The sequence below is a fragment of the Streptomyces sp. DG2A-72 genome (assembly GCF_030499575.1).
Classification (GTDB): domain Bacteria; phylum Actinomycetota; class Actinomycetes; order Streptomycetales; family Streptomycetaceae; genus Streptomyces.
Map to the genome: position 1 here is coordinate 2,270,013 of NZ_JASTLC010000001.1, position 26,562 is coordinate 2,296,574.

Annotated in this window: 22 protein-coding genes and 1 pseudogene; 9 read left to right on the plus strand and 14 right to left on the minus strand. The window is 69.3% G+C overall.

The genetic code is table 11. The features are described 5' to 3' along the window. Positions 1-52: 52 nt before the first annotated feature. On the minus strand, positions 53-1,474 hold the full coding sequence (sufB, locus tag QQY66_RS10845; RefSeq protein ID WP_301978940.1) for a Fe-S cluster assembly protein SufB: 1,422 nt from the start codon (positions 1,472-1,474) through the stop codon (positions 53-55). After that, positions 1,471-2,214 (minus strand): metalloregulator ArsR/SmtB family transcription factor, encoded by a 744-nt coding sequence (locus tag QQY66_RS10850; RefSeq protein WP_301978941.1) that lies wholly within the window; start codon positions 2,212-2,214, stop codon positions 1,471-1,473. The genes sufB and QQY66_RS10850 overlap by 4 nt, the downstream gene beginning before the upstream one ends. Positions 2,215-2,375: 161 nt before the next feature. On the opposite strand from QQY66_RS10850, the gene QQY66_RS10855 reads away from it, so the two are divergent. The 4 genes from QQY66_RS10855 (at position 2,376) to QQY66_RS10870 (ending at position 6,013) form a co-directional block, all read left to right on the plus strand. After that, a complete protein-coding gene (locus tag QQY66_RS10855; RefSeq protein WP_301978942.1) occupies positions 2,376-3,173 on the plus strand; it encodes an aminoglycoside N(3)-acetyltransferase in 798 nt (265 codons plus the stop codon). A gap of 81 nt (positions 3,174-3,254) precedes the next feature. After that, the gene (locus QQY66_RS10860; protein ID WP_301978943.1) at positions 3,255-4,178 is read left to right on the plus strand and encodes an ABC transporter ATP-binding protein; all 924 of its coding nucleotides are present in this window, start codon (positions 3,255-3,257) and stop codon (positions 4,176-4,178) included. After that, positions 4,175-4,948 carry an ABC transporter permease gene (locus QQY66_RS10865; protein WP_301978944.1) on the plus strand — a complete coding sequence of 258 codons (774 nt, stop codon included), beginning with the start codon at positions 4,175-4,177 and terminating at the stop codon, positions 4,946-4,948. The genes QQY66_RS10860 and QQY66_RS10865 overlap by 4 nt, the downstream gene beginning before the upstream one ends. A 21-nt stretch (positions 4,949-4,969) precedes the next feature. Further along, positions 4,970-6,013 carry a heme A synthase gene (locus QQY66_RS10870; protein ID WP_367666965.1) on the plus strand — a complete coding sequence of 348 codons (1,044 nt, stop codon included), beginning with the start codon at positions 4,970-4,972 and terminating at the stop codon, positions 6,011-6,013. 20 nt (positions 6,014-6,033) lie between these two features. On the opposite strand, the gene QQY66_RS10875 is transcribed toward QQY66_RS10870, so the two are convergent. The 3 genes from QQY66_RS10875 to QQY66_RS10885 form a co-directional block, all read right to left on the minus strand. Beyond that, positions 6,034-7,140: an amidohydrolase family protein gene (locus QQY66_RS10875; protein WP_301978946.1), complete on the minus strand. Its 1,107-nt coding sequence runs from the start codon at positions 7,138-7,140 to the stop codon at positions 6,034-6,036. Between the two features lie 196 nt (positions 7,141-7,336). After that, on the minus strand, positions 7,337-7,657 hold the full coding sequence (locus QQY66_RS10880) for a hypothetical protein (RefSeq protein ID WP_301978947.1): 321 nt from the start codon (positions 7,655-7,657) through the stop codon (positions 7,337-7,339). A gap of 60 nt (positions 7,658-7,717) precedes the next feature. Beyond that, positions 7,718-8,671, minus strand: coding sequence for a heme o synthase (locus QQY66_RS10885; RefSeq protein WP_367667076.1), 954 nt, complete (start codon positions 8,669-8,671; stop codon positions 7,718-7,720). A 399-nt stretch (positions 8,672-9,070) separates the two neighbouring features. On the opposite strand from QQY66_RS10885, the gene tkt reads away from it, so the two are divergent. Genes tkt through pgl form a run of 5 tightly spaced genes read left to right on the plus strand, consistent with a single transcriptional unit; the run spans position 9,071 to position 15,790 of the window. Continuing rightward, positions 9,071-11,158, plus strand: a complete 2,088-nt coding sequence (gene tkt / locus QQY66_RS10890) for a transketolase (protein ID WP_301978949.1) — start codon at positions 9,071-9,073, stop codon at positions 11,156-11,158. Between the two features lie 34 nt (positions 11,159-11,192). Continuing rightward, positions 11,193-12,311: a transaldolase gene (gene tal / locus QQY66_RS10895; protein ID WP_301978950.1), complete on the plus strand. Its 1,119-nt coding sequence runs from the start codon at positions 11,193-11,195 to the stop codon at positions 12,309-12,311. Positions 12,312-12,315: 4 nt separating this feature from the next. Further along, positions 12,316-13,854, plus strand: coding sequence for a glucose-6-phosphate dehydrogenase (gene zwf / locus QQY66_RS10900; protein WP_301978951.1), 1,539 nt, complete (start codon positions 12,316-12,318; stop codon positions 13,852-13,854). Beyond that, positions 13,851-15,011: a glucose-6-phosphate dehydrogenase assembly protein OpcA gene (gene opcA, locus QQY66_RS10905; RefSeq protein WP_301978952.1), complete on the plus strand. Its 1,161-nt coding sequence runs from the start codon at positions 13,851-13,853 to the stop codon at positions 15,009-15,011. Before zwf ends, opcA begins: the two co-directional genes overlap by 4 nt. Next, on the plus strand, positions 15,008-15,790 hold the full coding sequence (gene pgl / locus QQY66_RS10910; protein WP_301978953.1) for a 6-phosphogluconolactonase: 783 nt from the start codon (positions 15,008-15,010) through the stop codon (positions 15,788-15,790). The genes opcA and pgl overlap by 4 nt, the downstream gene beginning before the upstream one ends. Before the next feature lie 60 nt (positions 15,791-15,850). Here the strand turns inward: pgl and QQY66_RS10915 are convergent. The 9 genes and pseudogenes from QQY66_RS10915 to QQY66_RS10955 form a co-directional block, all read right to left on the minus strand. Beyond that, a pseudogene (locus QQY66_RS10915) lies at positions 15,851-15,973 on the minus strand (carbohydrate ABC transporter permease); the annotation flags it as partial. Positions 15,974-16,104: 131 nt separating this feature from the next. After that, the gene (gene pgi, locus QQY66_RS10920; protein WP_301978954.1) at positions 16,105-17,760 is read right to left on the minus strand and encodes a glucose-6-phosphate isomerase; all 1,656 of its coding nucleotides are present in this window, start codon (positions 17,758-17,760) and stop codon (positions 16,105-16,107) included. Positions 17,761-17,833: 73 nt separating this feature from the next. Next, positions 17,834-19,096, minus strand: coding sequence for an MFS transporter (locus QQY66_RS10925; protein ID WP_301987267.1), 1,263 nt, complete (start codon positions 19,094-19,096; stop codon positions 17,834-17,836). Between the two features lie 139 nt (positions 19,097-19,235). Beyond that, positions 19,236-19,571: an RNA polymerase-binding protein RbpA gene (locus QQY66_RS10930; protein ID WP_003957010.1), complete on the minus strand. Its 336-nt coding sequence runs from the start codon at positions 19,569-19,571 to the stop codon at positions 19,236-19,238. Positions 19,572-19,770: 199 nt separating this feature from the next. Further along, positions 19,771-20,001: a preprotein translocase subunit SecG gene (gene secG / locus QQY66_RS10935; RefSeq protein WP_210576005.1), complete on the minus strand. Its 231-nt coding sequence runs from the start codon at positions 19,999-20,001 to the stop codon at positions 19,771-19,773. A 102-nt stretch (positions 20,002-20,103) separates the two neighbouring features. Then, complete coding sequence (gene tpiA / locus QQY66_RS10940) at positions 20,104-20,880, minus strand: triose-phosphate isomerase (RefSeq protein ID WP_301978955.1); 777 nt, start codon at positions 20,878-20,880, stop codon at positions 20,104-20,106. Positions 20,881-20,886: 6 nt separating this feature from the next. Then, positions 20,887-22,098: a phosphoglycerate kinase gene (pgk, locus tag QQY66_RS10945; protein WP_301978956.1), complete on the minus strand. Its 1,212-nt coding sequence runs from the start codon at positions 22,096-22,098 to the stop codon at positions 20,887-20,889. 123 nt (positions 22,099-22,221) lie between these two features. After that, positions 22,222-23,229, minus strand: coding sequence for a type I glyceraldehyde-3-phosphate dehydrogenase (gene gap, locus QQY66_RS10950; RefSeq protein ID WP_186281558.1), 1,008 nt, complete (start codon positions 23,227-23,229; stop codon positions 22,222-22,224). 235 nt (positions 23,230-23,464) lie between these two features. Continuing rightward, on the minus strand, positions 23,465-26,416 hold the full coding sequence (locus tag QQY66_RS10955) for a M14 family metallopeptidase (protein WP_301978958.1): 2,952 nt from the start codon (positions 26,414-26,416) through the stop codon (positions 23,465-23,467). Positions 26,417-26,562: the final 146 nt, after the last annotated feature.

A 26,562-nucleotide genomic window follows, 5' to 3' on the forward strand; every position in this document is an offset into this window, starting at 1 on the left:
CCTCGGCCCGCCCCGGGAGGCGGGCCGCCTGATGCTGAAACGGCGGGGCGGGTCAGCCGACCGCACCTTCCATCTGCAGCTCGATCAGCCGGTTGAGCTCGAGGGCGTACTCCATGGGCAGCTCCTTCGCGATCGGCTCGACGAAGCCGCGCACGATCATCGCCATCGCCTCGAACTCGCTCAGACCGCGGCTCATCAGGTAGAAGAGCTGGTCCTCGGAGACCTTGGAGACGGTCGCCTCGTGGCCCATGGAGACGTCGTCCTCACGGACATCCACGTACGGGTACGTGTCGGAACGCGAGATCGTGTCGACGAGCAGCGCGTCGCACAGCACGTTCGACTTGGAGCCGTGGGCGCCCTCGCCGATCTCCACCAGACCACGGTAGGAGGTACGGCCGCCACCGCGGGCGACGGACTTCGACACGATGTTGGACGACGTGTTCGGCGCCATGTGGACCATCTTGGAGCCGGCGTCCTGGTGCTGGCCCTCGCCCGCGAAGGCGATGGACAGCGTCTCGCCCTTGGCGTGCTCGCCCATCAGGTAGACGGCCGGGTACTTCATCGTCACCTTGGAGCCGATGTTGCCGTCGACCCACTCCATGGTCGCGCCCTCGTAGGCGACGGCACGCTTGGTGACCAGGTTGTAGACGTTGTTCGACCAGTTCTGGATGGTCGTGTAGCGGCAGCGGGCGTTCTTCTTGACGATGATCTCGACGACCGCGGAGTGCAGCGAGTCCGACTTGTAGATCGGGGCGGTGCAGCCCTCGACGTAGTGCACATAGGCACCCTCGTCGACGATGATCAGGGTCCGCTCGAACTGGCCCATGTTCTCCGTGTTGATACGGAAGTAGGCCTGGAGCGGGATCTCCACGTGCACGCCCTTCGGCACGTAGATGAAGGAGCCGCCCGACCACACAGCGGTGTTCAGCGAGGCGAACTTGTTGTCACCGACCGGGATGACGGTGCCGAAGTACTCCTTGAAGAGCTCCGGGTGCTCCTTCAGCGCGGTGTCGGTGTCCAGGAAGATGACGCCCTGCTCCTCCAGGTCCTCGCGGATCTGGTGGTAGACGACCTCCGACTCGTACTGAGCGGCGACACCGGCCACGAGGCGCTGCTTCTCCGCCTCCGGGATGCCGAGCTTGTCGTACGTGTTCTTGATGTCCTCGGGCAGGTCCTCCCAGGACTCCGCCTGCTTCTCCGTGGAGCGCACGAAGTACTTGATGTTGTCGAAGTCGATGCCCGAGAGGTCGGAGCCCCAGTTCGGCATGGGCTTCTTGTCGAAGAGGCGCAGGCCCTTGAGGCGGAGCTTGGTCATCCACTCCGGCTCGCTCTTCTTCGCGGAGATGTCCCGGACGACGTCCTCGCTCAGACCACGCTTCGCCGAAGCGCCGGCTTCGTCGGAGTCGGCCCAGCCGTATTCGTACTTGCCCAGGCCCTCGAGCTCGGGGTGAGCAGTCTCCGTGGGCAGAGTCATGCGGGGTTCCTCCCGGCCGTGCTTGCAGATGCGTTATGGGTGTTCTTGGAAATCTTTGGGATGAATGTCGTACAGACGCCGTCACCGTGGGCGATGGTTGCGAGTCGCTGGACATGCGTGCCGAGCAGCTGCGAGAAGATCTCCGTCTCGACCTCGCACAGTTGCGGGAACTTCTCCGCGACATGGACCACCGGGCAGTGGTGCTGGCAGAGCTGCTCGCCGACCGGTGCGCTGCGCGCCGTAGCAGCGTACCCGTCCGCGCTCAGGGCCTTGGCCAGGGCTTCGGTCCGCTCCTCGGGGGCCGCGGCCTCGATCGCCTCGCGGTACACGGCGGCCTGCTCGGCGATCCTCGCCCGCGCGAAGGCCACGACCGCCTCGTCGCCGCCGAAGCGCTCCTGGATGTAGCGCAGGGCGTCCGCGGCGAGCTTGTCGTACGACTGGTCGAAGGCGTCGCGTCCGCAGTCCGTCAGGGCGAACACCTTGGCGGGCCTGCCGCGCGTCCGCGCGCCGTACACCCGCTGCTCGCGTGCCTCCACGACGTCGTCCGCGACCAGCGCGTCCAGATGCCGTCGTACGGCGGCCGGGGTGAGGCCCAGTCGGCCGGCCAGCTCGGTGACGGTCGAGGGCCCGTGGTCCAGGATGGATCGCGCGACCCGGTTGCGGGTGGACCGCTCCCCGGTCGCGAGCTCCTCCTGGGGGGCACCCGTCCGGGTCTCCCGAGCCTCGCCGACGTTTTTCACAACGCCATTGTTGCGTAATTCCTCAGGACCGGGCAAGCGGCGTCCCGCTCCGTGGACGGTGCCCTACGTCACTTAGGTATACCTAATCTGACCTGCGGAAACGATCTTTGATCGATCAATTCGGTGGCGCTTTCAAGACTCGTCCAGCACACTCCCGAACCATGCCCACACCCCCTCCGACCGGCCCTCTTGTCACGCGGACCACCCTCACGGAGGGTCTGCGCCAACTGGGTGTCAAACCCGGCGAAATCCTCCTCGTCCACTCCTCGCTCAGCTCCCTCGGCTGGGTCTGCGGAGGCGCCGTCGCGGCCGTCCGGGGACTGCTCGACGCACTCGGCCCCGACGGCACGCTCGTGGTCCCCGCCCAGTCCGGCGACCTGTCCGATCCAGCGGTGTGGAGCAACCCGCCGGTGCCCGAGGAGTGGTGGGAGACGATCCGGGCCACGATGCCCGCGTACGACCCTCTCGTCACGCCCACGCGCGGGGTCGGCGTCGTCCCGGAGACCGTACGGACGTGGCCCGGCGCCTTGCGCAGCGCCCATCCGCAGACGTCGTTCGCCGCGGTCGGCCCGCGCGCGGCCGAGGTGATCGGCGGGCACGCCACCGACTGCCGGCTCGGTGAGCGCAGCCCGCTGGCCAGGCTGGAGGCGCTCCACGCGCGCGTGCTGCTGCTCGGCGCCGGCTACGACGCGTGCACGAGCTTCCATCTGGCCGAGTACCGCATACCCGCGCCGCTGGTTCAGGTGGGCCGCCCCGGACCGGCCGGATGGGAGGTGGTGACCGAGGTGTCGATCACCTCGGAGCGCTTCGACGAACTGGGGCACGACTTCGAACGGGACCGTCCTGTCGTACGCGGGAAGGTGGGCGCCGCCGACGTACGGCTGTTCCCGGTGGCGGACGCCGTGGCCTACGCGGAGCGGTGGCTGGCCATGCACCGCCCCCGCGAGGAGGGATCCTGAACCCTCCCCCACTCTCGGCTCCGCTCGAGCGGAGGCACCCCCACGTCTGAGACGGCGAGCCCGTACCTAGACTCTGGACCCATGCGAAGTGAGCCCGTGGTCCAGGTCCAGGCCCTGGCGAAGCGGTACGGCACGAAGACCGCGGTGGACGGCCTCGACCTGGTGGCCCATGCGGGTGTGACCGCCGTGCTCGGACCCAATGGCGCGGGCAAGACGACGACCGTCGAGACCTGCGAGGGGTACCGGAAACCGGACTCCGGCAGGGTGCGCGTCCTGGGCCTCGACCCGGTGCGGCAGTCGGCCGCGCTGCGCCCCCGTATCGGCGTGATGCTGCAGTCCGGCGGCGTCTACTCCGGTGCGCGGGCCGACGAGATGCTGCGGCACGTGGCGAAGCTGCACGCGCACCCACTGGACGTGGACGGGCTGATCGAGCGGCTCGGGCTCGCCGGCTGCGGACGGACGACGTACCGCCGGCTGTCCGGCGGCCAGCAGCAGCGCCTGGCACTGGCGATGGCCGTCGTGGGGCGCCCTGAACTGGTGTTCCTGGACGAGCCGACAGCGGGCCTCGACCCGCAGGCCCGCCGCGCGACCTGGGACCTGGTGCGCGACCTGCGCACGGACGGTGTCTCGGTCATCCTCACCACCCACTACATGGACGAGGCCGAGCAGCTCGCCGACGACGTCGCGATCGTGGACGCGGGCCGGGTCATCGCTCAGGGCACGCCCGAGGAGCTGTGCCGCGGCGGCGCCGAGAACACACTGCGCTTCACCGGCCGCCCCGGTCTGGACGTGGGCTCCCTGCTCAAGGCCCTGCCCGTCGACTGCACCGCCGCCGAACTGACCCCGGGCTCCTACCGGGTCGCCGGCAAGGTGAATCCCCAACTGCTCGCGACGGTCACGTCCTGGTGCGCCCAGCACGGCGTGATGCCGGACCGGATCTCGGTGGAGCGGCACACGCTCGAGGACGTGTTCTTGGAGCTCACGGGCAAGGAGTTGCGCTCATGACGACGACCGTGGGCGCGTACGCGCCGAAGCCCGGCGCCGCCCCCCTCCCCCGCATGATCGCGGCGCAGGCGGTGCTGGAGACCAAGATGCTGCTGCGCAACGGCGAGCAGCTGCTGCTGACGGTCGTCATCCCGACGCTGCTGCTGGTCCTGTTCAGCACGGTGGACATCGTCGACACCGGCGCGGGCGAGGCCGTGGACTTCCTCGCCCCCGGCGTCCTCGCGCTGGCCGTGATGTCGACGGCGTTCACGGGACAGGCGATCGCGACGGGCTTCGAGCGACGGTACGGCGTCCTGAAGCGCCTCGCCTCCTCCCCGCTCCCCCGCTGGGGCTTGATGACGGCGAAGACGGCGTCGGTGCTGGTCACCGAGGTCCTGCAGATCGCCCTGCTGACAGTGATCGCCTTCGCCCTCGGCTGGTCCCCGCACGGCAACCCCCTGGCCGTACTCCTCCTCCTGCTCCTCGGCACGGCCGCCTTCTCGGGGCTGGGCCTGCTGATGGCGGGCACGCTGAAGGCGGAGGCGACGCTGGCCGCGGCGAATCTCGTGTTCCTGCTGCTCCTCGTGGGAGGCGGGGTCATCGTCCCGCTGGACAAGTTCCCCTCCGGCGCCCAGGACGTGCTCGGGCTGCTGCCCATCTCCGCGCTGTCGGACGGACTGCGGGACGTGCTGCAGCACGGGGCCGGGATGCCGTGGGCCGACCTGGGGATTCTGGCGGTGTGGGCGGTTGTGGGGCTGGGGGCGGCGGGGAAGTTCTTCCGCTGGGAGTAGGCGTCCGGTGGACCCTCGTGAATGTGTGCACAAGCGGCCCCCTACGATGGGTCCGTGCCAAACGTGACCCCCGCCGACGCCGTAGCCGCCGTGCGCAACCCGCTCGCCTTCATCGCCGCACGCTGGACCCCGAATCCCCGGACGGTTCAGCGGGCGGCCCTCGCCGCGCTCGTCATGTCGGTGGTCATCGTGGTGACCGGCGGCGCGGTGCGGCTGACCGGCTCGGGCCTCGGCTGTCCGACCTGGCCCAAGTGCACCGCCGACTCGCTGACCACCACCAGCGAGATGGGCCTGCACGGCGTCATCGAGTTCGGCAACCGCATGCTGACGTATGCGCTGTGCGCGGCCGTCGGCTGGGCGATCATCGCCGCGCGTTCCGAGAAGCCGTACCGGCGCAGCCTGACCCGGCTGGGGTGGGCTCAGTTCTGGGTCGTGATGGGCAACGCGGTGCTCGGCGGCATCGTGGTGCTGGTCGGCCTCAACCCGTACACGGTCGCCGCCCACTTCCTCCTGTCCTCGGCCCTGATCGCGATCGCCACCGTGATGTGGCAGCGCACGCGGGAGGGCGACGGGGTGCCGCGTCCGCTGGTCGGCAAGGTGGTGCAGCAGCTGGTGTGGGTCCTGGTGGGTGTCACCGTGCTGCTGATCGCCGTCGGCACGGTGGTCACCGGCACGGGTCCGCACGCGGGCGACTCCAGCGACGTGCCGCGCATGCATCTGCCGATGGGCATGGGCTGGGAGGACGTCAGCAAGGTGCACGCCGTGCTGGCCTGGATCGTGGTGACGCTGACCTTCGCCCTGTGGTTCGTACTCAAGGCGGTCGACGCCCCCAAGGGCCCGCTGCATCGCACGCGGGAGCTGTTCGTGGTGTTGCTGTCGCAGGGCGTGCTGGGGTATGTCCAGTACTTCACGAACCTGCCCGAGATCCTGGTCGGCGCCCATATGTTCGGCTCGTGCCTGGTGTGGATCGGGACGCTGAGGGTGCTGCTGGCCCTGCGGGAGCGGCCCGAGGGCGTTGTGGATGTGCCGGGCCCGGCGGCCGAGGCGGCCCTGACCAGGGCCTGACGCTCACCTCGTACGTCCGCTCACTCCAGCCCGTACACCCGCCGCGCGTTCCCGGCCGCGATCAGCCCCGCGACCCGCTGCGCGTCCGCCAGCGACCACGCCCCCTCGGCCACCCAGCCGCCCAGCACCCGCCCGAGCGCCTCGCGGAACAGCCGTGCCCCGACGACATGCAGCTCCGGCAGCCCCTGGGCCCCGCTGGAGAAGAGGATCTTGCCGAAGGGGGCCAGTTCGAGGATCTCGGCGAGGACGGTCGCGGCGCGGGCGCCGGTGCGGACCAGGGCGGCACCCGAGTCGGCGTAGACGTGCGGGAAGACGCCGGCGAGGTGGGCTGCGTGCCGGTGGTAGGGGTAGCTGTGCAGCAGGACGAGGTCCGTGCCCAGGCCCGCGGTGGCCCGTACGAAGTCCGTGAGCAGGACGGGGTCGGTGCGGTCGATGCGTAAACCCGGTTCGCCGAGCCCGGCATGCAGCTGAAGGGGCAGCCCCGACGCCACCGCGATCCACAGCAGGTGCCGCAGCAGCACCGGGTCGCTCAGCTCCCCGCCGACCCGCCGCCCCGCCAGCCAGCGCCCCGCCGCGCCGCGCACCTCCCCCGGCCCCGGCGGTTCGGGCGCCAGCGCCAGCCCGTGCCGCACACCTGCCACGGACGTGAAGGCGACGGCACTCCCGGCGGCTCCGTGCACCGATTCGGCGAGGTTGGCGAGGAACGACTCCACCGTGCCGGACGTGTCGGCGACCTGTTCGGCGAGCAGCTCCAGCCGTACGATCTCGCGCGCCTCGGCGGACGCGGCGGACGCCACCTCGTCGGGGCCGGTGAGGTCGCCGGGCAGCCCGGTGTCGATCAGATACGTCGTGATGCCGCTGCCGCGCAGCAGCCTGCGGCCCGATTCCAGTACGCCGAGTTCACGGCGCCGGGCGAGATAGCGGGCGGGCGGACAGTGCGGTTCCAGGCCGAGCAGCGGGGGGCACCAACGCCGTACGGCGAACCCGGTCTGGGTGTCGAAGAGGGTGGTGCCGGGCGCGGGCGGGCCCTCGGTACGGGCCAGCTGCGCCTCGAAGGTGCCAAGGCCCAGCTCTGTCCGCAGTACGCCATGGCAGTACTGGTCCACGAGGGACGGCGTCTCGATCATCCGGGCTCCCACCGTGCGGCGCTTGAACGGCCTAACGGGTGAACCGGCGTATAGGTGTCGCTGCCGGGAAACTCGTCGTATGGGCGACCCTCGTGGGGAGAACGGTGAATCGGCGGCTGCGGGGCGTCAGTGGCTGGTCATGCTCACGCAGCGGAGCCGCATATTGATACAGCTCCGCGCCCCTTGGGCGCGCTGGTCAACCGCCGAGCTGGATGCCCGCCATCCGCTTCCACTCGTACGTGCCCGTCGTCACCTTCGCCGCGAACTCCCCGTCGAAGTCCTCGTGGACCGTGATCCCGGACTTCTCCACCGCCTTCTGGGCGATCTCGTACGAGGGAGCCACCAGGTCGCCCCAGCCGCCGTCCTCACCGACGAGGACGATACGGGCGCCGCGCTCGCCGAGGTAGGCGACCTGCGCCTCGGCGCCGCCGTGGGCCTTGGAGAAGGTGCTGATCTGCTGGGCGAGCCGGGCCACCTTGCGCTCGGCCTTCGCGTCAACCTGCTGCGTGTCTGCCATGGTCAGGATGCTACTCACGGGTAGATCAGCTGGCGAGACCAGGGGCGTGTGACGCGTACGTCAGCGCAGGAACGGGTCCACCGCGACCGCGACGAAGAGGATCGACACATAGGTGATCGACCAGTGGAACAGCCGCATCTCCTTGAGCTTCGCGCCCGTCACCTCGGCCTTGGCACGGCTTTGCAGACCGTGCGCCTCCCAGAGCCAGAAGCCGCCGGCCAGCAGCGCGACCAGCGTGTAGAACCAGCCCGTGTAGCCGAGCGGGGTCAGCAGCAGGGACACCGCGACCATCACCCAGCTGTAGAGGACGATCTGCTTGGCGACCACCTTGTTGCTGGCGACGACCGGCAGCATCGGCACGCCCACGCGCGCGTAGTCCTCTTTCACCTTCATGGACAGCGGCCAGTAGTGCGGCGGCGTCCAGAAGAACATGACGAGGAAGAGGATGATCGGCGCCCACGACATGGAGTTGGTGACGGCCGACCAGCCGATGAGGACCGGAAGGCAGCCGGCGATGCCGCCCCACACGATGTTCTGTGAGGTACGGCGCTTGAGAATCATCGTGTAGACGACGACGTAGAAGAGGAGTGCGCCCAGCGACAGCCAGGCGGACAGCCAGTTGACGGCCAGACCGAAGAGCAGTGTCGAGACGACGGCCAGGGTGATGCCGAAGACCAGGCACTCGCGCGGGCTGACCATGCCGGTGACGAGGGGGCGCTGCGAGGTGCGGTCCATGAGCGCGTCGATGTCACGGTCGATGTACATGTTCAGCGCGTTGGCGCCGCCCGCGGAGAGGTAGCCGCCGACGCAGGTGAGCAGGACCAGCTTCATGTCCGGAACGCCCTGCTCGGCGAGGAACATCACCGGAACGGTGGTGATCAGCAGCAGCTCGATGATCCGCGGCTTGGTCAGCGCCACGAACGCCTTGACCCGGGCCCCTACCGGCCGCCGGCTCGGGTTCTGGCTCGCCCCGATTACCCCCGCAGGACGGGATTCAACGGCCGTCACGCACACCCCTGACAGAGACATCCCAGCAAGCCTGAACCGTGTGAAGTCCCGGTAAAGGCTCGCGCGTACCACGCCACTGTAGACGTTGCCCAGACCCGGACATTCGCGGGGGTGGGGTCGTGTTGAGCGGCGCCTGTGGACGAGCCCCGGGGCACTCGATTGAGCACTCCTACGAGCGGCTCCGTATTCAGATGCCGAGCACGAAACGGACCGGTCGGGAGGCGGATCCGGGGCTGCCCCGGCAGTCTGGAATGACTCGAAAAAACGCGCGTACTGGCGGGGGTAGGCTCGACAACGGCCGGGGCGTGCAGAGCACCGGCAATCGATGTGCATGACATGCACCGGCATGGCGACATGCGTGACGTTCCGACATGCGTGACATGTGGAGAGGAGCCCTGACCCAGGGTGAGCACCAAGCCGACCACCACAGACCTCGAGTGGACCGAGCTGGACCAGCGGGCCGTCGACACCGCCCGCGTCCTGGCCGCCGATGCCGTACAGAAGGTCGGCAACGGCCATCCCGGTACGGCGATGAGCCTGGCGCCCGCCGCCTACACCCTCTTCCAGAAGGTGATGCGGCACGACCCGGCGGACGCCGACTGGACCGGACGCGACCGCTTCGTGCTGTCCGCCGGGCACTCGTCCCTGACCCTCTACACCCAGCTGTACCTGGCCGGCTTCGGCCTGGAGCTGGACGATCTGAAGGCCTTCAGGACGTGGGGCTCGAAGACCCCGGGCCACCCCGAGTACGGCCACACCACCGGCGTGGAAACCACCACCGGCCCGCTCGGCCAGGGCGTCGCCAACGCGGTGGGCATGGCGATGGCCGCCCGCTACGAACGCGGTCTGTTCGACCCGGAGGCCGCCGAGGGCACCTCCCCCTTCGACCACTTCGTCTACTGCGTCGCCGGTGACGGCTGCCTCCAGGAGGGCATCTCCGCCGAGGCCTCCTCCATGGCAGGTCACCAGCAGCTCGGCAACCTGATCCTGCTGTGGGACGACAACCACATCTCGATCGAGGGCGACACCGAGACCGCCGTCTCCGAGGACACCGTCAAGCGGTACGAGGCGTACGGCTGGCACGTGCAGCGCGTCGCCCCGAAGCCGGACGGCGACCTCGACCCGCACGCCATCTACAACGCCATCGAGGCCGCGAAGCAGGTGACGGACAAGCCGTCCTTCATCGCGATGCGCTCGATCATCGCCTGGCCCGCCCCGAACGCGCAGAACACCGAGGCCGCGCACGGCTCGGCGCTCGGCGACGACGAGGTGGCCGCCACCAAGCGCGTCCTCGGTTTCGACCCGGAGCAGTCCTTCGAGGTCTCGGACGAGGTCCTCAACCACACCCGCGGCGCCATCGAGCGCGGCCGGCAGGCCAAGGCGGAGTGGGAGAAGTCGTTCCAGGAGTGGCGCAACAACAACCCGGAGCGCGCCACCGAGTTCGACCGCATCAGCAAGGGCGAACTGCCGACCGGCTGGGAGGAGAAGCTCCCGGTCTTCGAGGCGGGCAAGGGCGTCGCCACGCGCGCCGCGTCCGGCAAGATCCTTCAGGCGCTCGGCGCGGTCATCCCCGAGCTGTGGGGCGGCTCGGCCGACCTGGCCGGCTCCAACAACACGACCATCGACAAGACGTCGTCGTTCCTCCCGGCGGACAACCCGCTCCCGGAGGCCGACCCGTACGGCCGGACCATCCACTTCGGCATCCGCGAGCACTCCATGGCCGCGGAGATGAACGGCATCGCGCTGCACGGCAACACCCGTATCTACGGCGGCACGTTCCTCGTCTTCTCCGACTACATGCGCAACGCCGTCCGTCTGTCGGCCCTGATGCACCTGCCGGTGACGTACGTGTGGACGCACGACTCCGTCGGTCTCGGCGAGGACGGCCCGACGCACCAGCCGGTCGAGCACCTCGCCTCGCTGCGCGCCATCCCCGGCCTCAACATCGTGCGGCCGGCCGACGCCAACGAGACCGCCATCGCCTGGCGCGAGATCCTCAAGCGCTACACCAAGGTCTTCGGCAAGGGCGCCCCGCACGGTCTCGCGCTGACCCGTCAGGGCGTGCCGACGTACGAGCACAACGAGGATGCCGCGCGCGGTGGTTACGTGATGTTCGAGGCGTCCACGGGCACGCCGGAGGTCATCCTGATCGCGACCGGTTCCGAGGTGCACGTCGCCGTCGAGGCGCGCGAGCAGCTGGAGGCCGACGGGGTGCCGACGCGGGTCGTGTCCATGCCGTCCGTGGAGTGGTTCGAGGAGCAGGACCAGGGGTACCGGGACAGCGTCCTGCCGCCTTCCGTGAAGGCGCGTGTGGCGGTCGAGGCCGGGATCGGACTCACCTGGCACAAGTACGTCGGGGACGCCGGTCGCATCGTTTCCCTGGAGCACTTCGGTGCTTCGGCCGACGGCAAGGTCCTTTTCCGCGAGTTCGGGTTCACTGCCGAGAACGTGGCCGCCGTAGCGCGGGAATCGATCGCCGCAGTCCAGCGCTGACGCTCACATACGACACGTAGGAGATGCATTTTCCATGACAGACGCACTGAAGCGCCTCTCCGATGAAGGCGTCGCGATCTGGCTGGACGACCTGTCGCGCAAGCGGATCACGTCCGGCAACCTCGCCGAACTGATCGACGAGCAGCACGTCGTGGGCGTCACCACCAACCCGACCATCTTCCAGAAGGCGATCAGCAGCGGCGACGGCTACGAGCAGCAGCTCGAGGACCTCGCCGCCCGCAAGGTCACCGTCGAAGAGGCCGTCCGCATGATCACCACGGCGGACGTCCGCGACGCCACCGACATCCTGCGCCCGGTCTTCGACGCCACCGGCGGCCAGGACGGCCGGGTCTCGATCGAGGTCGACCCGCGGCTGGCGCACAACACCAAGGCGACGATCGCCGAGGCCAAGCAGCTGGCCTGGCTGGTGGACCGCCCGAACACACTCATCAAGATCCCGGCCACCAAGGCGGGCCTGCCGGCGATCACCGAGGTGATCGGCAACGGCATCAGCGTCAACGTCACGCTGATCTTCTCGCTGGAGCGCTACCGCGAGGTCATGGACGCCTACCAGGCGGGCCTGGAGAAGGCCAAGGCCAAGGGCCTGGACCTCTCCCTGATCCACTCGGTGGCCTCCTTCTTCGTGTCCCGCGTGGACACCGAGATCGACAAGCGGCTCGACGCCCTCGGCACCGACGAGGCCAAGGCGCTGCGCGGCAAGTCCGCCGTCGCCAACGCGCGTCTGGCCTACCAGGCGTACGAGGAGGTCTTCTCGACGGACCGCTGGAGCGCGCTGGAGAACGCGGGCGCCAACAAGCAGCGTCCGCTGTGGGCCTCGACCGGCGTGAAGGACCCGGCGTACAAGCCGACCCTGTACGTCGACGACCTGGTCGCCCCGAACACGGTGAACACCATGCCGGAGGCCACCCTCCAGGCCACCGAGGAGCACGGCGAGATCACCGGCAACACCATCGCCGGGACCTACGAGCAGGCCCGCGCCGACCTCGACGCGGTCGAGGCGCTCGGGATCGCGTACGACGACGTGGTCCAGGTGCTGGAGGACGAGGGCGTCGACAAGTTCGAGGCGTCCTGGAACGACCTGCTCAAGTCGACCGAGGCGGTCCTCGACCGCCTCGCCCCCTCGGAGGGCTGACACCTTGTCTCCCCTTTCCGGTTCCGGAGCGAATCCGCTTCGTGACCCCGCCGACCGACGGCTCCCGCGTATCGCGGGGCCGTCGGGCCTGGTCATCTTCGGTGTCACGGGCGATTTGTCCCGGAAGAAGCTGATGCCCGCCGTGTACGACCTCGCCAACCGGGGTCTGCTTCCGCCGGGCTTCTCCCTGGTCGGCTTCGCGCGCCGCGAGTGGCAGAACGAGGACTTCGCGCAGGAGGTCCACGACGCCGTCAAGGAGCACGCCCGTACGCCGTTCCGTGAGGAGGTCTGGCAGCAGCTCATCCAGGGGATGCGCTTCGTCCAGGGCACCTTCGACGACGACGACGCGTTCGAGCGGCTGCGCGCCACCATCGAGGAGCTGGACAAGGCCCAGGGCACGGGCGGCAACTTCGCCTTCTATCTGTCGGTGCCGCCGCGCTCCTTCCCGGTGGTCATCCAGCAGCTGAAGAAGCACGGCCTCGCCGACCAGACGAGCGGTTCCTGGCGGCGCGCGGTCATCGAGAAGCCGTTCGGCCACGACCTGAAGTCGGCCGAGGAACTCAACTCGACCGTCGAGGAGGTCTTCGCCCCGGACCAGGTCTTCCGTATCGACCACTACCTGGGCAAGGAGACCGTCCAGAACATCCTGGCGCTGCGCTTCGCCAACACGATGTTCGAGCCGATCTGGAACCGGTCCTTCGTGGACCACGTCCAGATCACGATGGCCGAGGACATCGGCATCGGCGGCCGTGCGGGCTACTACGACGGCATCGGCGCCGCCCGTGACGTCATCCAGAACCACCTCCTCCAGCTGATGGCGCTCACCGCGATGGAGGAGCCCGCCTCCTTCGACGCGGACGCGCTGGCCGCCGAGAAGACCAAGGTGCTCGGCGCGGTGCGGCTGCCGAAGGACCTGGGCCGGGACACCGTCCGCGGGCAGTACGCGGCGGGCTGGCAGGGCGGCGAGAAGGCGGTCGGGTACCTCCAGGAGGAGGGCATCGACCCCCACTCGAAAACCGACACCTACGCCGCGATCAAGCTGGAGATCGACAACCGCCGCTGGGCGGGCGTCCCCTTCTATCTGCGCACCGGCAAGCGGCTCGGCCGCCGCGTCACCGAGATCGCGGTCGTCTTCCAGCGCGCGCCCCACTCCCCGTTCGACCACACGGCGACGGAGGAGCTGGGCAAGAACGCGATCGTCATCCGCGTCCAGCCCGACGAGGGCGTCACCGTCCGCTTCGGCTCCAAGGTGCCCGGCACCTCGATGGAGATCCGGGACGTCTCCATGGACTTCGCGTACGGCGAGTCGTTCACGGAGTCGAGCCCGGAGGCGTACGAGCGGCTGATCCTGGACGTCCTGCTCGGCGACTCCAACCTCTTCCCGCGCACCGAGGAGGTCGAGCTGTCCTGGGAGATCCTCGACCCGATCGAGGAGTACTGGGACAGCAACGGCAGGCCCGCGCAGTACCAGGCCGGAACGTGGGGACCCGTCGAGGCGGACGACATGCTCGAACGAGACGGACGGAGCTGGCGCCGGCCATGAAGATAGACCTCACGGACACCACGGCCAGCAAGATCAACAAGGCGCTCGTCCAGGGCCGCCGCGCCATCGGCACGCCCGCCGTCGGCATGGTCCTCACCCTGGTCATCGTCACCGACGAGGAGAACGCCTACGACGCCCTGAAGGCCGCCAACGACGCGTCGCACGAGCACCCTTCGCGCACGCTGGTCGTCATCAAGCGCGTCTCCCGCTCCCCGCGCGACCGTACGGCCTCCCGTCTGGACGCCGAAGTGCGGGTGGGCGCGGACGCCGGTACCGGCGAGACGGTGGTGCTGCGGCTGTACGGCGAGGTGGTGGGCCACGCCCAGTCCGTCGTCCTGCCGCTGCTGCTGCCGGACGCGCCGGTGGTGGTGTGGTGGCCGGTCAACGCACCGCTCGACCCGGCCCACGACCCGCTGGGCGCCCTGGCGCAGCGCCGGGTCACCGACACCTACGCCGCCGAGCAGCCCGTACGGGAACTCAGCGCCCGCGCCGACACCTACGCTCCCGGCGACACGGATCTGTCGTGGACCCGCATCACGCCCTGGCGCTCGATGCTGGCCGCGGCCCTGGACCAGGTCGTCTGCGAGGTGAAAGCCGTCGAGGTGGAGGGCGAGGAGTTCAACCCGAGCTGCGAGCTGCTGGCGATGTGGCTCGCGGACCGGCTGGACGTCCCCGTGAAGCGGTCGCTGTCGTCGGGCCCCGGTCTGACGGCCGTCCGTATGGACACCAACTGCGGCCCGATCGTCCTGGACCGGGCGGACGGCTCCCTGGCGACCCTGTCCATCGAGGGCCAGCCGAACCGTGCGGTGGCGCTGAAGCGGCGGGAGACGGCCGAGCTGATCGCGGAGGAGCTGCGGCGGCTCGACCCGGACGACACATATGCGTCGGCGCTGCGGTTCGGGGTGGAGCGGCTGAACGCGGCGCCCAGGTCGGCGGTTCGGGGAGCCGAGGCCGCGGTGGCCAAGGCCGAGCAGGCCGTTGCCTTGGCCGAGGCCGCCGTGGCCGAGGCGGAGGAGTCGCCTGCCGAGGAGTCGCCTGCCAAAGGAGACTCTCCGGCCAAAGGAGAAGCGGTCCGCACTCCCGTCGAGTCGGCTGCCAAGGCTCCCGCGAAAGACGCGACGGCGGAGGCACCGGTGAAGAAGGCGGCAGCGAAGTGAGCACCCCGCAACTCGTCGTGCACCGCGACAAGGAACTGATGGCGCAGGCCGCCGCGGCCCGGCTGATCACGAAGATCGTGGACGCCCAGGCCTCGCGCGGCTCCGCGTCGGTCGTGCTCACCGGTGGCCGCAACGGCAACGGTCTGCTCGCCGCGCTCTCCGCCGCCCCCGCCCGGGACGCCGTCGACTGGGGCCGACTCGACCTGTGGTGGGGCGACGAGCGGTTCCTGCCCGAGGGCGACCCCGAGCGCAATGTCACGCAGGCCCGCGAGGCGCTGCTGGACGCGGTTCCGCTCGACCCGAAGCGGGTGCACGCGATGCCCGCCTCGGACGGTCCGCACGGCGCCGACGCGGAGGCGGCAGCCGCCGCCTACGCCGAGGAACTGGCCCGTGCCGCGGGCCCGGAGAACCACGGCGCCGTGCCCACGTTCGACGTCCTGATGCTGGGCGTCGGCCCGGACACCCACGTCGCTTCCCTCTTCCCGGAACTGCCCGCCGTACGCGAGACCGAACGCACGGTGGTCGGCGTCCACGGCGCCCCCAAGCCCCCGCCCACCCGGGTCACCCTCACGCTCCCCGCGATCCGCGCGGCCCGCGAGGTATGGCTGCTGGCGGCCGGCGAGGACAAGGCGAACGCCGCGGCGATCGCCCTGTCCGGCGCGGGCGAGGTCCAGGCTCCGGCGGCGGGTGCCTACGGCAGACAGCGCACCCTGTGGCTGCTGGACGCCGCGGCGGCGTCCCAGCTGCCGCGCTCGCTGTATCCGCCGGCTTCGCCCTGAGCACAGCCCTTCGGAGGCCCCAGGTGGATCCACCTGGGGCCTTCCGCATACCCGGCCCCACTTGACCGACCCCGCCATCACCCCCTGCACGAAGTGCCGCTGGAACGCGAAGAACACCACGACGGGCACGATCAGCGACACAAAGGCGCCCGGTGCCAGTACGTCGATGTTGCTGCCGAACTGCGCCGCCCTGCCCGCAGCCCGCGCGGCCGGCCGCCGACTCGCCGACACCCTGAGCGCCGTGGCGTAGAGCCGCGGCGGAGCCGGCTCAGCGGAAGCGGACGGCCGCGCGCCGTCCGCTGCCCGCATCGCGGTCACTGCCGGCCGCGCAGCTCCCGGTACTTGGCGACCAGTGCCTTGCTGGACGCGTCCAGGCCGGGCACGTCCGCGCCTTCGGTGAGGGCGGGCTCGACGCGCTTGGCGAGGACCTTGCCGAGTTCGACGCCCCACTGGTCGAAGGAGTCGATGTTCCAGACGGCGCCCTGCACGAACACCTTGTGCTCATACAGCGCGATCAGCTGGCCGAGGACCGACGGGGTCAGCTCGCGCGCGAGGATCGTGGTCGTCGGGTGGTTGCCCAGGAACGTCTTGTGCGCCACCAGCTCCTCGGGCACACCCTCGGCACGCACCTCCTGAGGCGTCTTGCCGAAGGCCAGCGCCTGCGTCTGTGCGAAGAAGTTCGCCATCAACAGGTCGTGCTGCGCCCCCAGTTCGTCGCTCAGTTCGGCGACCGGCTCGGCGAAACCGATGAAGTCGGCCGGGATCACCTTCGTGCCCTGGTGGATCAGCTGGTAGTAGGCGTGCTGCCCGTTGGTGCCGGGCGTGCCCCAGACGACCGGCCCGGTCTGCCACTCCACCGGAAGACCGTCCCGCCCGACGTACTTGCCGTTGGACTCCATGTCCAGCTGCTGCAAGTAGGCGGTGAACTTGGACAGGTAGTGGCTGTAGGGCAGCACCGCATGCGACTGGGCGTCGTGGAAGTTGCCGTACCAGATGCCCAACAGGCCCAGCAGCAGCGGCACGTTGGCGTCGGCGGGCGCGCTCTTGAAATGGTCGTCGACGATCCGGAACCCGTCGAGCATCTCCCGGAACCGGTCCGGCCCGATGGCGATCATCAGGGACAGGCCGATCGCCGAGTCGTACGAGTACCGTCCGCCGACCCAGTCCCAGAACTCGAACATGTTGGCCGTGTCGATACCGAAGTCGGAGACCTTCTCGGCGTTGGTCGACAGCGCCACGAAGTGCTTGGCGACGGCTTCCTGACCGGCCTTCAGCTCACCCAGCAGCCAGTTGCGGGCCGAGGTCGCGTTGGTGATCGTCTCGATCGTGGTGAACGTCTTGGAGGCGATGATGAACAGCGTCTGAGCGGCGTCCAGGTCACAGATGGCCTCGTGCAGGTCGGCCCCGTCCACGTTCGACACGAAGCGGACCGTCAGGTCGCGGTCGGTGTAGCTGCGCAGCACCTCGTACGCCATCGCCGGGCCGAGGTCGGAGCCGCCGATGCCGATGTTGACCACGTTCTTGATGCGCTTGCCGGTGTGGCCGGTCCAGGCGCCGGAACGGACCCGCTCGGCGAAGTCGGCCATCCTGTCGAGCACGGCGTGCACACCGGGGACCACGTTCTCCCCGTCGACCTCGATCACCGCGTCCCGCCGCGCGCGCAGCGCGGTGTGCAGCACGGCGCGGTTCTCGGTGGTGTTGATCTTCTCACCGCGGAACATGGCGTCACGGAGGCCGGACACATCCGTGGCAGCGGCCAGCTCACGCAGCAGCCGCAGCGTCTCGTCGGTGACGAGGTGCTTGGAGTAGTCGACATAAAGGTCGCCGACCTGGAGCGTGTAGCCGGAGCCGCGGCCGGGGTCGGCGGCGAACAGCTCGCGCAGTTGCACCTCGCCGAGTTCCTCGCGGTGCTTGGCCAGCGCGGTCCACTCGGGCTTCTGGTTGAGCCGGGTACGGCTTTCTGCGTTCATCTCGGACTTCAGCCTTCTTTCCTACCTGTCCTGCCTGCGTACCTTGCCCCGCTGCCGGTCCCAACCTAGTTGATCAGCGCGTGACGTGAGCTGTCGTGGTGTCGTCGTGCGGTGCAACAACAAGTACGTTCACCTTGAGCGCGGGTATCAGCGCGGTGACGGACAGGACGAAGAAGGCCGCCGCGAGCAGGGCCGGGGTGTTCAGTCCCCAGGTGGTGGCGACGGCTCCGCCGAGCAGGGCGCCCAGTGGTGCCCCGGCGACCCCGACCGTGCGGAAGGCGGAGCTGACCCGGCCCAGCAGTTCGGCGGGGCTGCGCTGCTGCATCAGGGTCGTGGTGTTGACGTTCCACACCATGCCCATGAATCCGAACACGGCCAGCGCCGTGGCCAGCCCGACGAGGCTGCGCACCGAGCCCATCACCATGAGCGCGCCGATCTGCACGATCCCGGCGAGCAGCACCCCGCGGACCCGCCCCACCCGGGCGATCAACGGTCCTCCGGCCACTCCGCCGGCCAGGCTGCCGACCGTGTACGCCGTCATGGCCACCGCGTATCCCGTGGTGCCCGCGTCCAGCCAGCCCGTCACCAGGAGCACCAGCGTGGCGATGAGGGCGCCCATACCGATGTTGCACAGGGCGGTCGCGGCGCACAGGCCGCGCAGGGCCCGGTCCCGCCACAGGGTGCGCAGCCCTTCCGCGATCTCCCGGCGCAGGGTGCTGCCCGCCGGTCTTGGCTTTCGCTCGGGTGGGGCGGTCCGCAGGGTGGCGACCAGTGCGGCCGCCACGAGATAGGTGACCGCGTCGGCCGCGAAGGGCACCGCCGCTCCGGCCGTGATCAGCAGTGGCACGACCGGCGCGCCCAGCAGACCGCCCGCGAGGCGCTGCCCGGTCATCAGGCGCGCATTCGCGCTGCCGAGTGCCGCGCGGTCCACCAGGGCGGGCAGCAAAGCCGTCGACGCGTTGTCGAAGAGGGTCTGGAGGGTGGTCAGAGCGAAGGCCAGCGCGATCAGCAGGGCGATCGAGGCGTGTCCGAGAGCCACGGCCGCCGCGAAGGAGGCGACCAGCAGCCCTCGTACCGCATCGACCATCCACATCGCGCGCCGCTGATCCACGCGGTCGGCGACGGCTCCGCCCAGCAGCCCGAAGACGATCCAGGGCAGATAGCCACAGGCGGTCACCGCGGCGATCAGCATCGGCCGGTCGGTCAGTGTCGCGGCGAGCAGCGGCAGCGCGGCCGTACGCAGCGCATCACCGAAGCTGGAGAGCACGGCGGCACTCCACAGCCGCCCGAACCCCCCGCGCCACGTCGGCGCACACCTGTCCCCCGTCACGACCATCGCCACGTCTCCCCCTCACGATTCGCCCGATGCACAAACCGTAGAGGGCACCACTGACAATCGGCCCGGGAGCGGAGGCCCGGCGGCCCGCAAACAGCTCCGGCCAGGCACCTCTCGGTACCCGGCCGGTCCTCAACTCCTAGATTTCGCCCCGCAGTTTGGCGAGTGCCTCGGCGAGGATCGCCTCGCCGTCAGCGTCGCTGCGCCGCTCCCGTACATACGCGAGGTGCGTCTTGTACGGCTCGGTGCGCGGCGGGTCCGGCGGGTTGTCCCGGTCCTGTCCTGCGGGGAAGCCGCAGCGCGGGCAGTCCCAGGTATCGGGGACCTGCGCGTCGCTGGCGAAGCTGGGCTGCGTCTCGTGCCCGTTGGAGCACCAGAAGGAGATGCGCAGCCGGGGCGCGGACTCGCCCCGCTCGGCCTCGCCCATCGGCCCCGCCCCGACCCGGCTTCCTCGGATCGCGTTGCCACTTGCCACGGTCGTAACTCCCTGCGTGATGGTGCCGCGAAGCGAGTCGGCGTTTCGCTTCGCTGCGAGCGCCTCAGTCTACGTAAGGCCCAACGCGCGTCCAGTGATTGGAGTTACAGCCCTCACACCTAGACGCAAGCCCCATGATAGGCCGCGCTCAGCTGCGCGTACCGAACATGGGGCCTTACGTACGGAATGTGCGTGCCGATCAGTTGTTCACCTTCATCAGAAGGCCGAGCACAACGATGCACGCGAACCAGAGCAGCCCGACCACCAAGGTGATGCGGTCGAGGTTGCGCTCGGCGACCGAGGAGCCGCCGACGGACGACTGCATGCCGCCACCGAACATGTCGGAGAGGCCGCCGCCCTTGCCCTTGTGCATCAGCACCAGCAGCATCAGCAGACCGCTGAACACGATCAGGGCGATCGAGAACCCCATAACCACGGCTGGACCAACTTCCTCGGATCTGGATGGACGACAGGGGCACAGCCACCGGGCTGTGCCCCCGCAAGGGTACGACGTTCCGCCGCTACCGCATACTCACTGGTCGCGGAAGCGCACGATCTTGACGAACTCGTCGGCGTCCAGCGAGGCGCCACCGACCAGCGCGCCGTCGATGTCGGCCTGGGCCATGATCTCGGCCACGTTGCCCGCCTTGACGGAGCCGCCGTACTGGATGCGGACCTGCTCGGCCAGCTCCTGGGTGTACAGCTCGGCGAGCTTGCCGCGGATGGCGGCGCAGACTTCCTGGGCGTCCTCGGCTCCGCAGACCTTGCCGGTGCCGATGGCCCAGACGGGCTCGTAGGCGATGACCACGGACTCGGCCTGCTCGGCGGAGAGGTCCTTGAGGCCGCCCTCGACCTGGGCGAGCGTGTGCGTGACGTGGTTGCCCGCCTCGCGCACCTCCAGCTCCTCGCCGACGCACAGGATCGGGGTCAGGCCGTGCTTGTAGGCGGCCTTGACCTTGGCGTTCACGATCTCGTCGGTCTCGGCGTGGTACTGCCGGCGCTCGCTGTGGCCGATCGCCACGTACGTGCACTTCAGCTTGGCCAGCATCGGGCCGGAGATCTCGCCGGTGTAGGCACCGGAGTCGTGCGCCGAGATGTCCTGGGCGCCGTACCTGATCTTGAGCTTGTCGCCGTCGACCAGGGTCTGCACGGAGCGCAGGTCGGTGAAGGGCGGCAGGACGGCGACCTCGACGGCCTCGTAGTCCTTGTCGGCCAGGGCGAAGGCGAGCTTCTGGACGTGCGCGATGGCCTCGAGGTGGTTGAGGTTCATCTTCCAGTTGCCCGCCATGATCGGCGTGCGCGTGCTCATAAAGGGTCAGTCCTCCAGTGCGGCGAGGCCGGGGAGCGTCTTGCCCTCGAGGTATTCGAGGGAGGCGCCGCCACCGGTCGAGATGTGGCCGAATGCGGTCTCGTCGAAGCCCAGGGTGCGCACGGCCGCGGCGGAGTCGCCGCCGCCGACCACGGTGAAGCCCTTGGACTCTACGAGTGCCTGGGCGACCGCCTTGGTGCCCTCGGCGTAGTCGGGGTGCTCGAAGACGCCCATGGGGCCGTTCCAGAAGACGGTGGCGGCGTCGGCGAGCTTCGAGGCGTACAGCTTGCGGGACTCCGGACCGATGTCCAGGCCCATCTGGTCGGCGGGCATCGCGTTCGCGGCGACGGTGGTGGGGTTCGCGGGTGCCTTGGTCTTCAGGTCCGGGAACTCGGTGGCGGTCAGCACGTCGACGGGGAGTACCAGCTCGACGCCGCTCTTCTCCGCACGCTCGATGTACTCCTTGACGGCCGGGACCTGGTCCTCCTGGAGGAGGGAGATGCCGACCTCGTAGCCCTTGGCCTTGAGGAAGGTGTACGCCATGCCGCCGCCGATGAGCAGCCGGTCGGCCTTGGCGAGCAGCTGGTCGATGACGGCGAGCTTGTCGGAGACCTTGGCGCCGCCCAGCGCGACGACGTAGGGCCGCTGGACGTCCTCGGTGAGCTTCTTCAGGACACCTACCTCGGTGGCGATGAGGTAGCCGGCGTAGTGCGGCAGGCGGGCCGGGAGGTCGTACACGGAGGCGTGCTTGCGATGGACGGCGCCGAAGCCGTCGCCGACGTAGACATCGGCGAGGGCGGCGAGCCGGTCGGCGAAGGCGCCGCGCTCGGCGTCGTCCTTGGAGGTCTCGCCGGCGTTGAAGCGCAGGTTCTCGATGACGGCGACGTCGCCGTCGTGGAGGCCCGCGACCACGGACTTCGCGGACTCGCCGACCGTGTCGGTCGCGAACGCCACGCCCCTGCGCAGGAGTTCACCTAGGCGAGAGGCGGCAGTGGCGAGGGAGAAGGCCGGGTCCGGGGCGCCCTTGGGGCGGCCCAGGTGCGAGGCGACGACGACCTTGGCGCCCGCGTCCGCGAGGGCCTTCACGGTGGGCAGCACGGCGCGGATGCGGCCGTCGTCGGTGATGGTGCCGCTGTCGAGCGGGACGTTCAGGTCGGCGCGGACGAAGACCCGCCGGCCGGCCACGCCTTCGGCGAGGAGTTCGTCGATCGTCTTCATGAAGAGGGCTCCTGGGAGGGCTGGTGGTCCAAGAGTGCTGATCTGTACGTGAGTCAGGGCTCGGACGGCGCGTCCCTGCGCTGCCCGAGCCCTGCGTTCACATCGAGGTGCCTGCTCTGTGGATCAGAGCTGGTTGCCGACGAAGACCGTGAGGTCGACGAGGCGGTTGGAGTAGCCCCACTCGTTGTCGTACCAGCCGAGGATCTTCACCGACGTGCCCTCCTGGACCATGGTCAGGGAGGAGTCGAAGGTGCAGGACGACGGGTCGCTGACGATGTCGGAAGAGACGATCTCGTCCTCGGTGTAGGACAGGTAGCCCTGCAGCTCGCCCTCGGAGGCCTTCTTGAAGGCGGCGTTGACCTCGTCCTTGGTGACCTCGCGGGACAGCTCCACGACGAGGTCGGTGGCCGAGCCGGTCGGGACCGGGACCCGCATCGCGATGCCGTCCAGCTTGCCCTTCAGCTGCGGCAGGACCAGGGCGGTGGCCTTGGCGGCACCGGTGGTCGTCGGGATGATGTTCTCCGCGGCGGCACGGGCGCGGCGCAGGTCCTTGTGCGGGAAGTCCAGGATGCGCTGGTCGTTCGTGTACGCGTGCACCGTCGTCATCAGACCCTTGACGATGCCGAAGTTCTCGTCGAGGACCTTGGCCATCGGCGCCACACAGTTGGTGGTGCAGGAGGCGTTGGAGATGACGTGGTGGTTCGCCGGGTCGTACTTGTCCTGGTTGACGCCCATCACGATGGTGATGTCCTCGTCCTTGGCCGGGGCCGAGATGAGGACCTTCTTCGCACCGCCCGCGATGTGCTTCGCGGCGTCGTCCTTCTTGGTGAAGATGCCGGTCGACTCGATGACGATGTCGACGCCCAGCTCGCCCCACGGGATGTCGGCGGGGTTGCGCTCGGAGAGCACCTTGATCGTGTGGCCGTCGACGGTGATCGTGTCGGCGGTGTGGGTGACCTCCTGCTTGAGGCGCCCCAGGATCGTGTCGTACTTCAGCAGGTGAGCGGTGGTCGCGGTGTCACCCAGGTCGTTGACAGCCACGATCTCGATGTCTGCACCCTGCTCCAGCAGCGCGCGGAAGTAGTTACGACCGATGCGGCCAAAGCCGTTGATGCCTACGCGGATCGTCACGAACCGATCTCCTCGTTGGTACGCCGGTTTCGAGACCGGCGAGCTGTATGGGATGTCCCCGACCGCCTACGACCCTACCTCCCTGCGGCCTCGGTGGTGACATCGAGATGCCCCATACACGGCAGGGCGGTCCGTACCCACCAGTAGGGGTACGGACCGCCCCGACCGAGAGACGTGATCACTCACAGATCACTCGATTTCGCTACGGAGAGCCGGTCACCGTTGACCGGCCGGTTCACCCCTCGATCGCCTCCAGCGCCTTGCCGATCAGGGTCGTACGGCCGATGGGCGCGGTGACGTGCTCCAGACCGAAGCCCAGCAGCACGGTGTCGTCCGTGGTCACGGCGCCGTACGTCTTGAACAGCTCGCCCGCGCGTCCCCAGTCCTTGACCACCGCGGGACTGCCCGCGGGCGGTCCGGGGGTGGTCCAGGCACCCAGCGACGTCTCGAAGCCCTCGGTCTGAGCCGCGTTGCCGCCGATCACGACGGACACGTTGTCGGCGAGGACGCCGCGCCCACCGCTGCCGGGGTCGGTGACGTAGCCGAGGGAGACCTCGACCTTCTTGCCGGCGTACGCGGAGAGGTCGAAGGAGACCTCCTGCCAGCCGGTCGACGACCCGGTGAAGCTGTTCCAGGAACCGGACGTGCCGGTGGCCGTGCAGGCCCCTCCGGCGAGCGTCAGATACCGCTTGAGGGCGGGATGCGCCTGGATGAAGTACCCGGCGTCGCACTCGGCGGGCACCGCCGTGCTGGTCGCGCCGCCTGCCTCCGGGAGCGTGGTCCAGTCGTCGGCACCGGCCGTGTGCGCCTCCAGGAGGGCGTGGTCGTAGCCCTTCTCCGTGTCCCAGAGCAGCCTGGTCCGCAGAGTTGGATTTTCGGACGCACTCACCGAGGTGAGGTCGATGGTGCGGGTGAGGCGGTTCCAGGCGTAGTCGCTGTGCGTGACGGCGGCCATGGAGGCGCCTTCGTACGGGCCGTACGGATTGACGGTGCCGGGGTAGGCGCCCGCTCCCGCGCTCTCGAACTGCGGGAAGGTCTCCACGGGCAGCGTGTCGGAGGTGACGCTGTAGGACCCGGCCGCGTTCAGCGGGTTGCCGGGAGCGCCGCCCAGCGGTGTGGTGGCGCCCGCGAGCGGGCCGGAGCCCTGGAAGGACGTGGCGTCCGGCAGGGACGTACGGGTGTAGGCGCCCAGGTAGTACTGGCTGAAGTCGTTCGACAGGGTGCCGCCTCCGAGGTCGACGGAGCCGCCGGCCTGCTCGCCCGCCTCGATCAGCTTGCCGCCCTCGTTGAGGAAGGCGCGCAGCTGGAGCTGGGTGGCGTTGCCGGGGACGCCGGCGCCCGTGTAGTGGACGACCGTGTCGAAGTGGCTGAGCACGCCGAGCGCGTCGGGCGCGCCCTGGGTGGCGACGTCCCAGACGATCGCCCTGCGGCCGTTGGCCTTCAGCGCGTCGACGTAGGTCTTGGCCTGCGTGGCGGCCGCGCTCTCTTCGGCGACAACGAGCGTGTCGGCCCTGGGCCGTTCGGCGATCGTGTAGGTGAAGTGCTTGCTGGAGACGGTCTTTCCACTCCTGGTCCTGCCGGTGAACCAGACCTCGACCTTGTCGCCGGGCTCGCCGTCCCGGACCTTCGCCCGGTACTCGTCGAAGTGGATGTTGTCCTCACCGCCGTAGGTCTCTCCGCCCTTCCAGGGCCGCAGAGCGTTGTCCCGGGTACGGCCGCCGTTGACGCGGTACTTGAGCTCCTTGTCGCGCACCGACTTCCGTGCGACGACGGAGACTTCCTGGGCGGCGCCGCGGGAGTACGACGTCGTGAGCGGGGCCGGGGTGAAGTCGGCGGCCTTCAGGCCGACCGAGGAGGACGGCTGGTCGGGGTGGGCGGCGGACTCGGCGACGGAGAGCGCGAAGGGGATGTTCTTGGCGAACTCCTGCTGGATCAGGGTCTCGTCGTCCGGGAAGGTGAAGATCGACTGACAGTCGTCCGGATTCCACTGGTCGTCGGGGTCGACGCTGGATGCGGCTTCGCAGGTCGACATCTCGGGGGTGAACATCGCCATGCCGTTGACGTTCGCCGCATGGCCGTCGGACTCGCCGTTGGTGGTGTACAGCTCCGAGGAGACCTGCGGGTGGTAGCCGGGGATCGCGGAGTTCTCCGGCGTGCCGGCGAGGGCCTCGTACACCACGTCGTCCGGGGTGGATGTGGCGACCTGCCAGCCGACTCCGTAGAGGAGGAGTTCGGCGGCGGAGTGGTAGTTGATGCCGTACTCGAATCCGATCCGCCGCTCGAAGGCGTCCAGGGCACGGGTCTCGGGCTCGGAGTTCGGGGCCGCGCCACGGTAGGTCTGGCTGGTGGGGTTGGGGGACGAACCCTCGTCGTCGTAGCCCCACTTGTAGGCGAAGTTGCGGTTGAGGTCGACGCCGTCGCCGGTGCTGATGACGCCGTCGCCGTTGACGTCCCGCAGGTTCTTGCGCCACAGGCGGTTGTCGGAGTTCTCGAAGGTGTAGTCGTAGCCGTCGGGGTTGGCCGTGAGGACGAACCACAGTTCCGTCGTGTCGACGATTTTCTTGATGCGCTTGTCGGTGGCGTAGTTGTCCACATAGTGGTGCATCAGCCGCCGGGTCATCTCCGGGGTGATCCACTCGCGCGCGTGCTGGGCGGAGAGATAGAGGACGGAGGGCTTGGCGCCGTCCTTCGTCTTCTTGGCGTTCTTGGTGAGCTTCAGCGCCAGGATGTCCTGGCCGTTGATGGACTTGCCGATGGAGACGACCTTGGTCAGGCCCGGGTTGGCCCGTGCGGTGGCGAGGATCTCCTGCCGCAGTCCGCCGTCTGAGCTGTACGGCCGGAACACGCCCTCGGCCGCGGCCTCGACGCGGGCCTCTGCCTTGCCGGAGAGCGCGTGCTCGGTGAGGCCGACGCCCTGTTTCTCGAGCTTGTCGGCCTGTTGGTCGGTGAGATAGACCTCGACGGTGGCCGTGCCCTTGTCGGGCACCCGCTCGCCGAGTTCGTGGCCGTCCTGGCCGGTGGCCAGCAGCAGGGGTACCTGCTGCTGGGTGACGTCGGCGCGGAAGACCTTGACCTCGTCCCCTCCGGAGGACGAACTACCGCTCTGCGCCTGGGCGATGGGTGCGATGCTCGCTCCACCGATCAGGAGCGTGCCGACAGCGAGGATCGATCTCGCTCTATGTCTCATGAACCCCCCTAGCAAAAGTCGCCACAGCAGCGAACAGATGCCAGGCTCATGACAGTTCATGATCGAGTCAAGAGTGCCTCAACGCTGTGCAACACGCCGGTGCCGACGCCCAGTTGAGCGTCGGCACCGGCGTGTTGCGAGTGCGT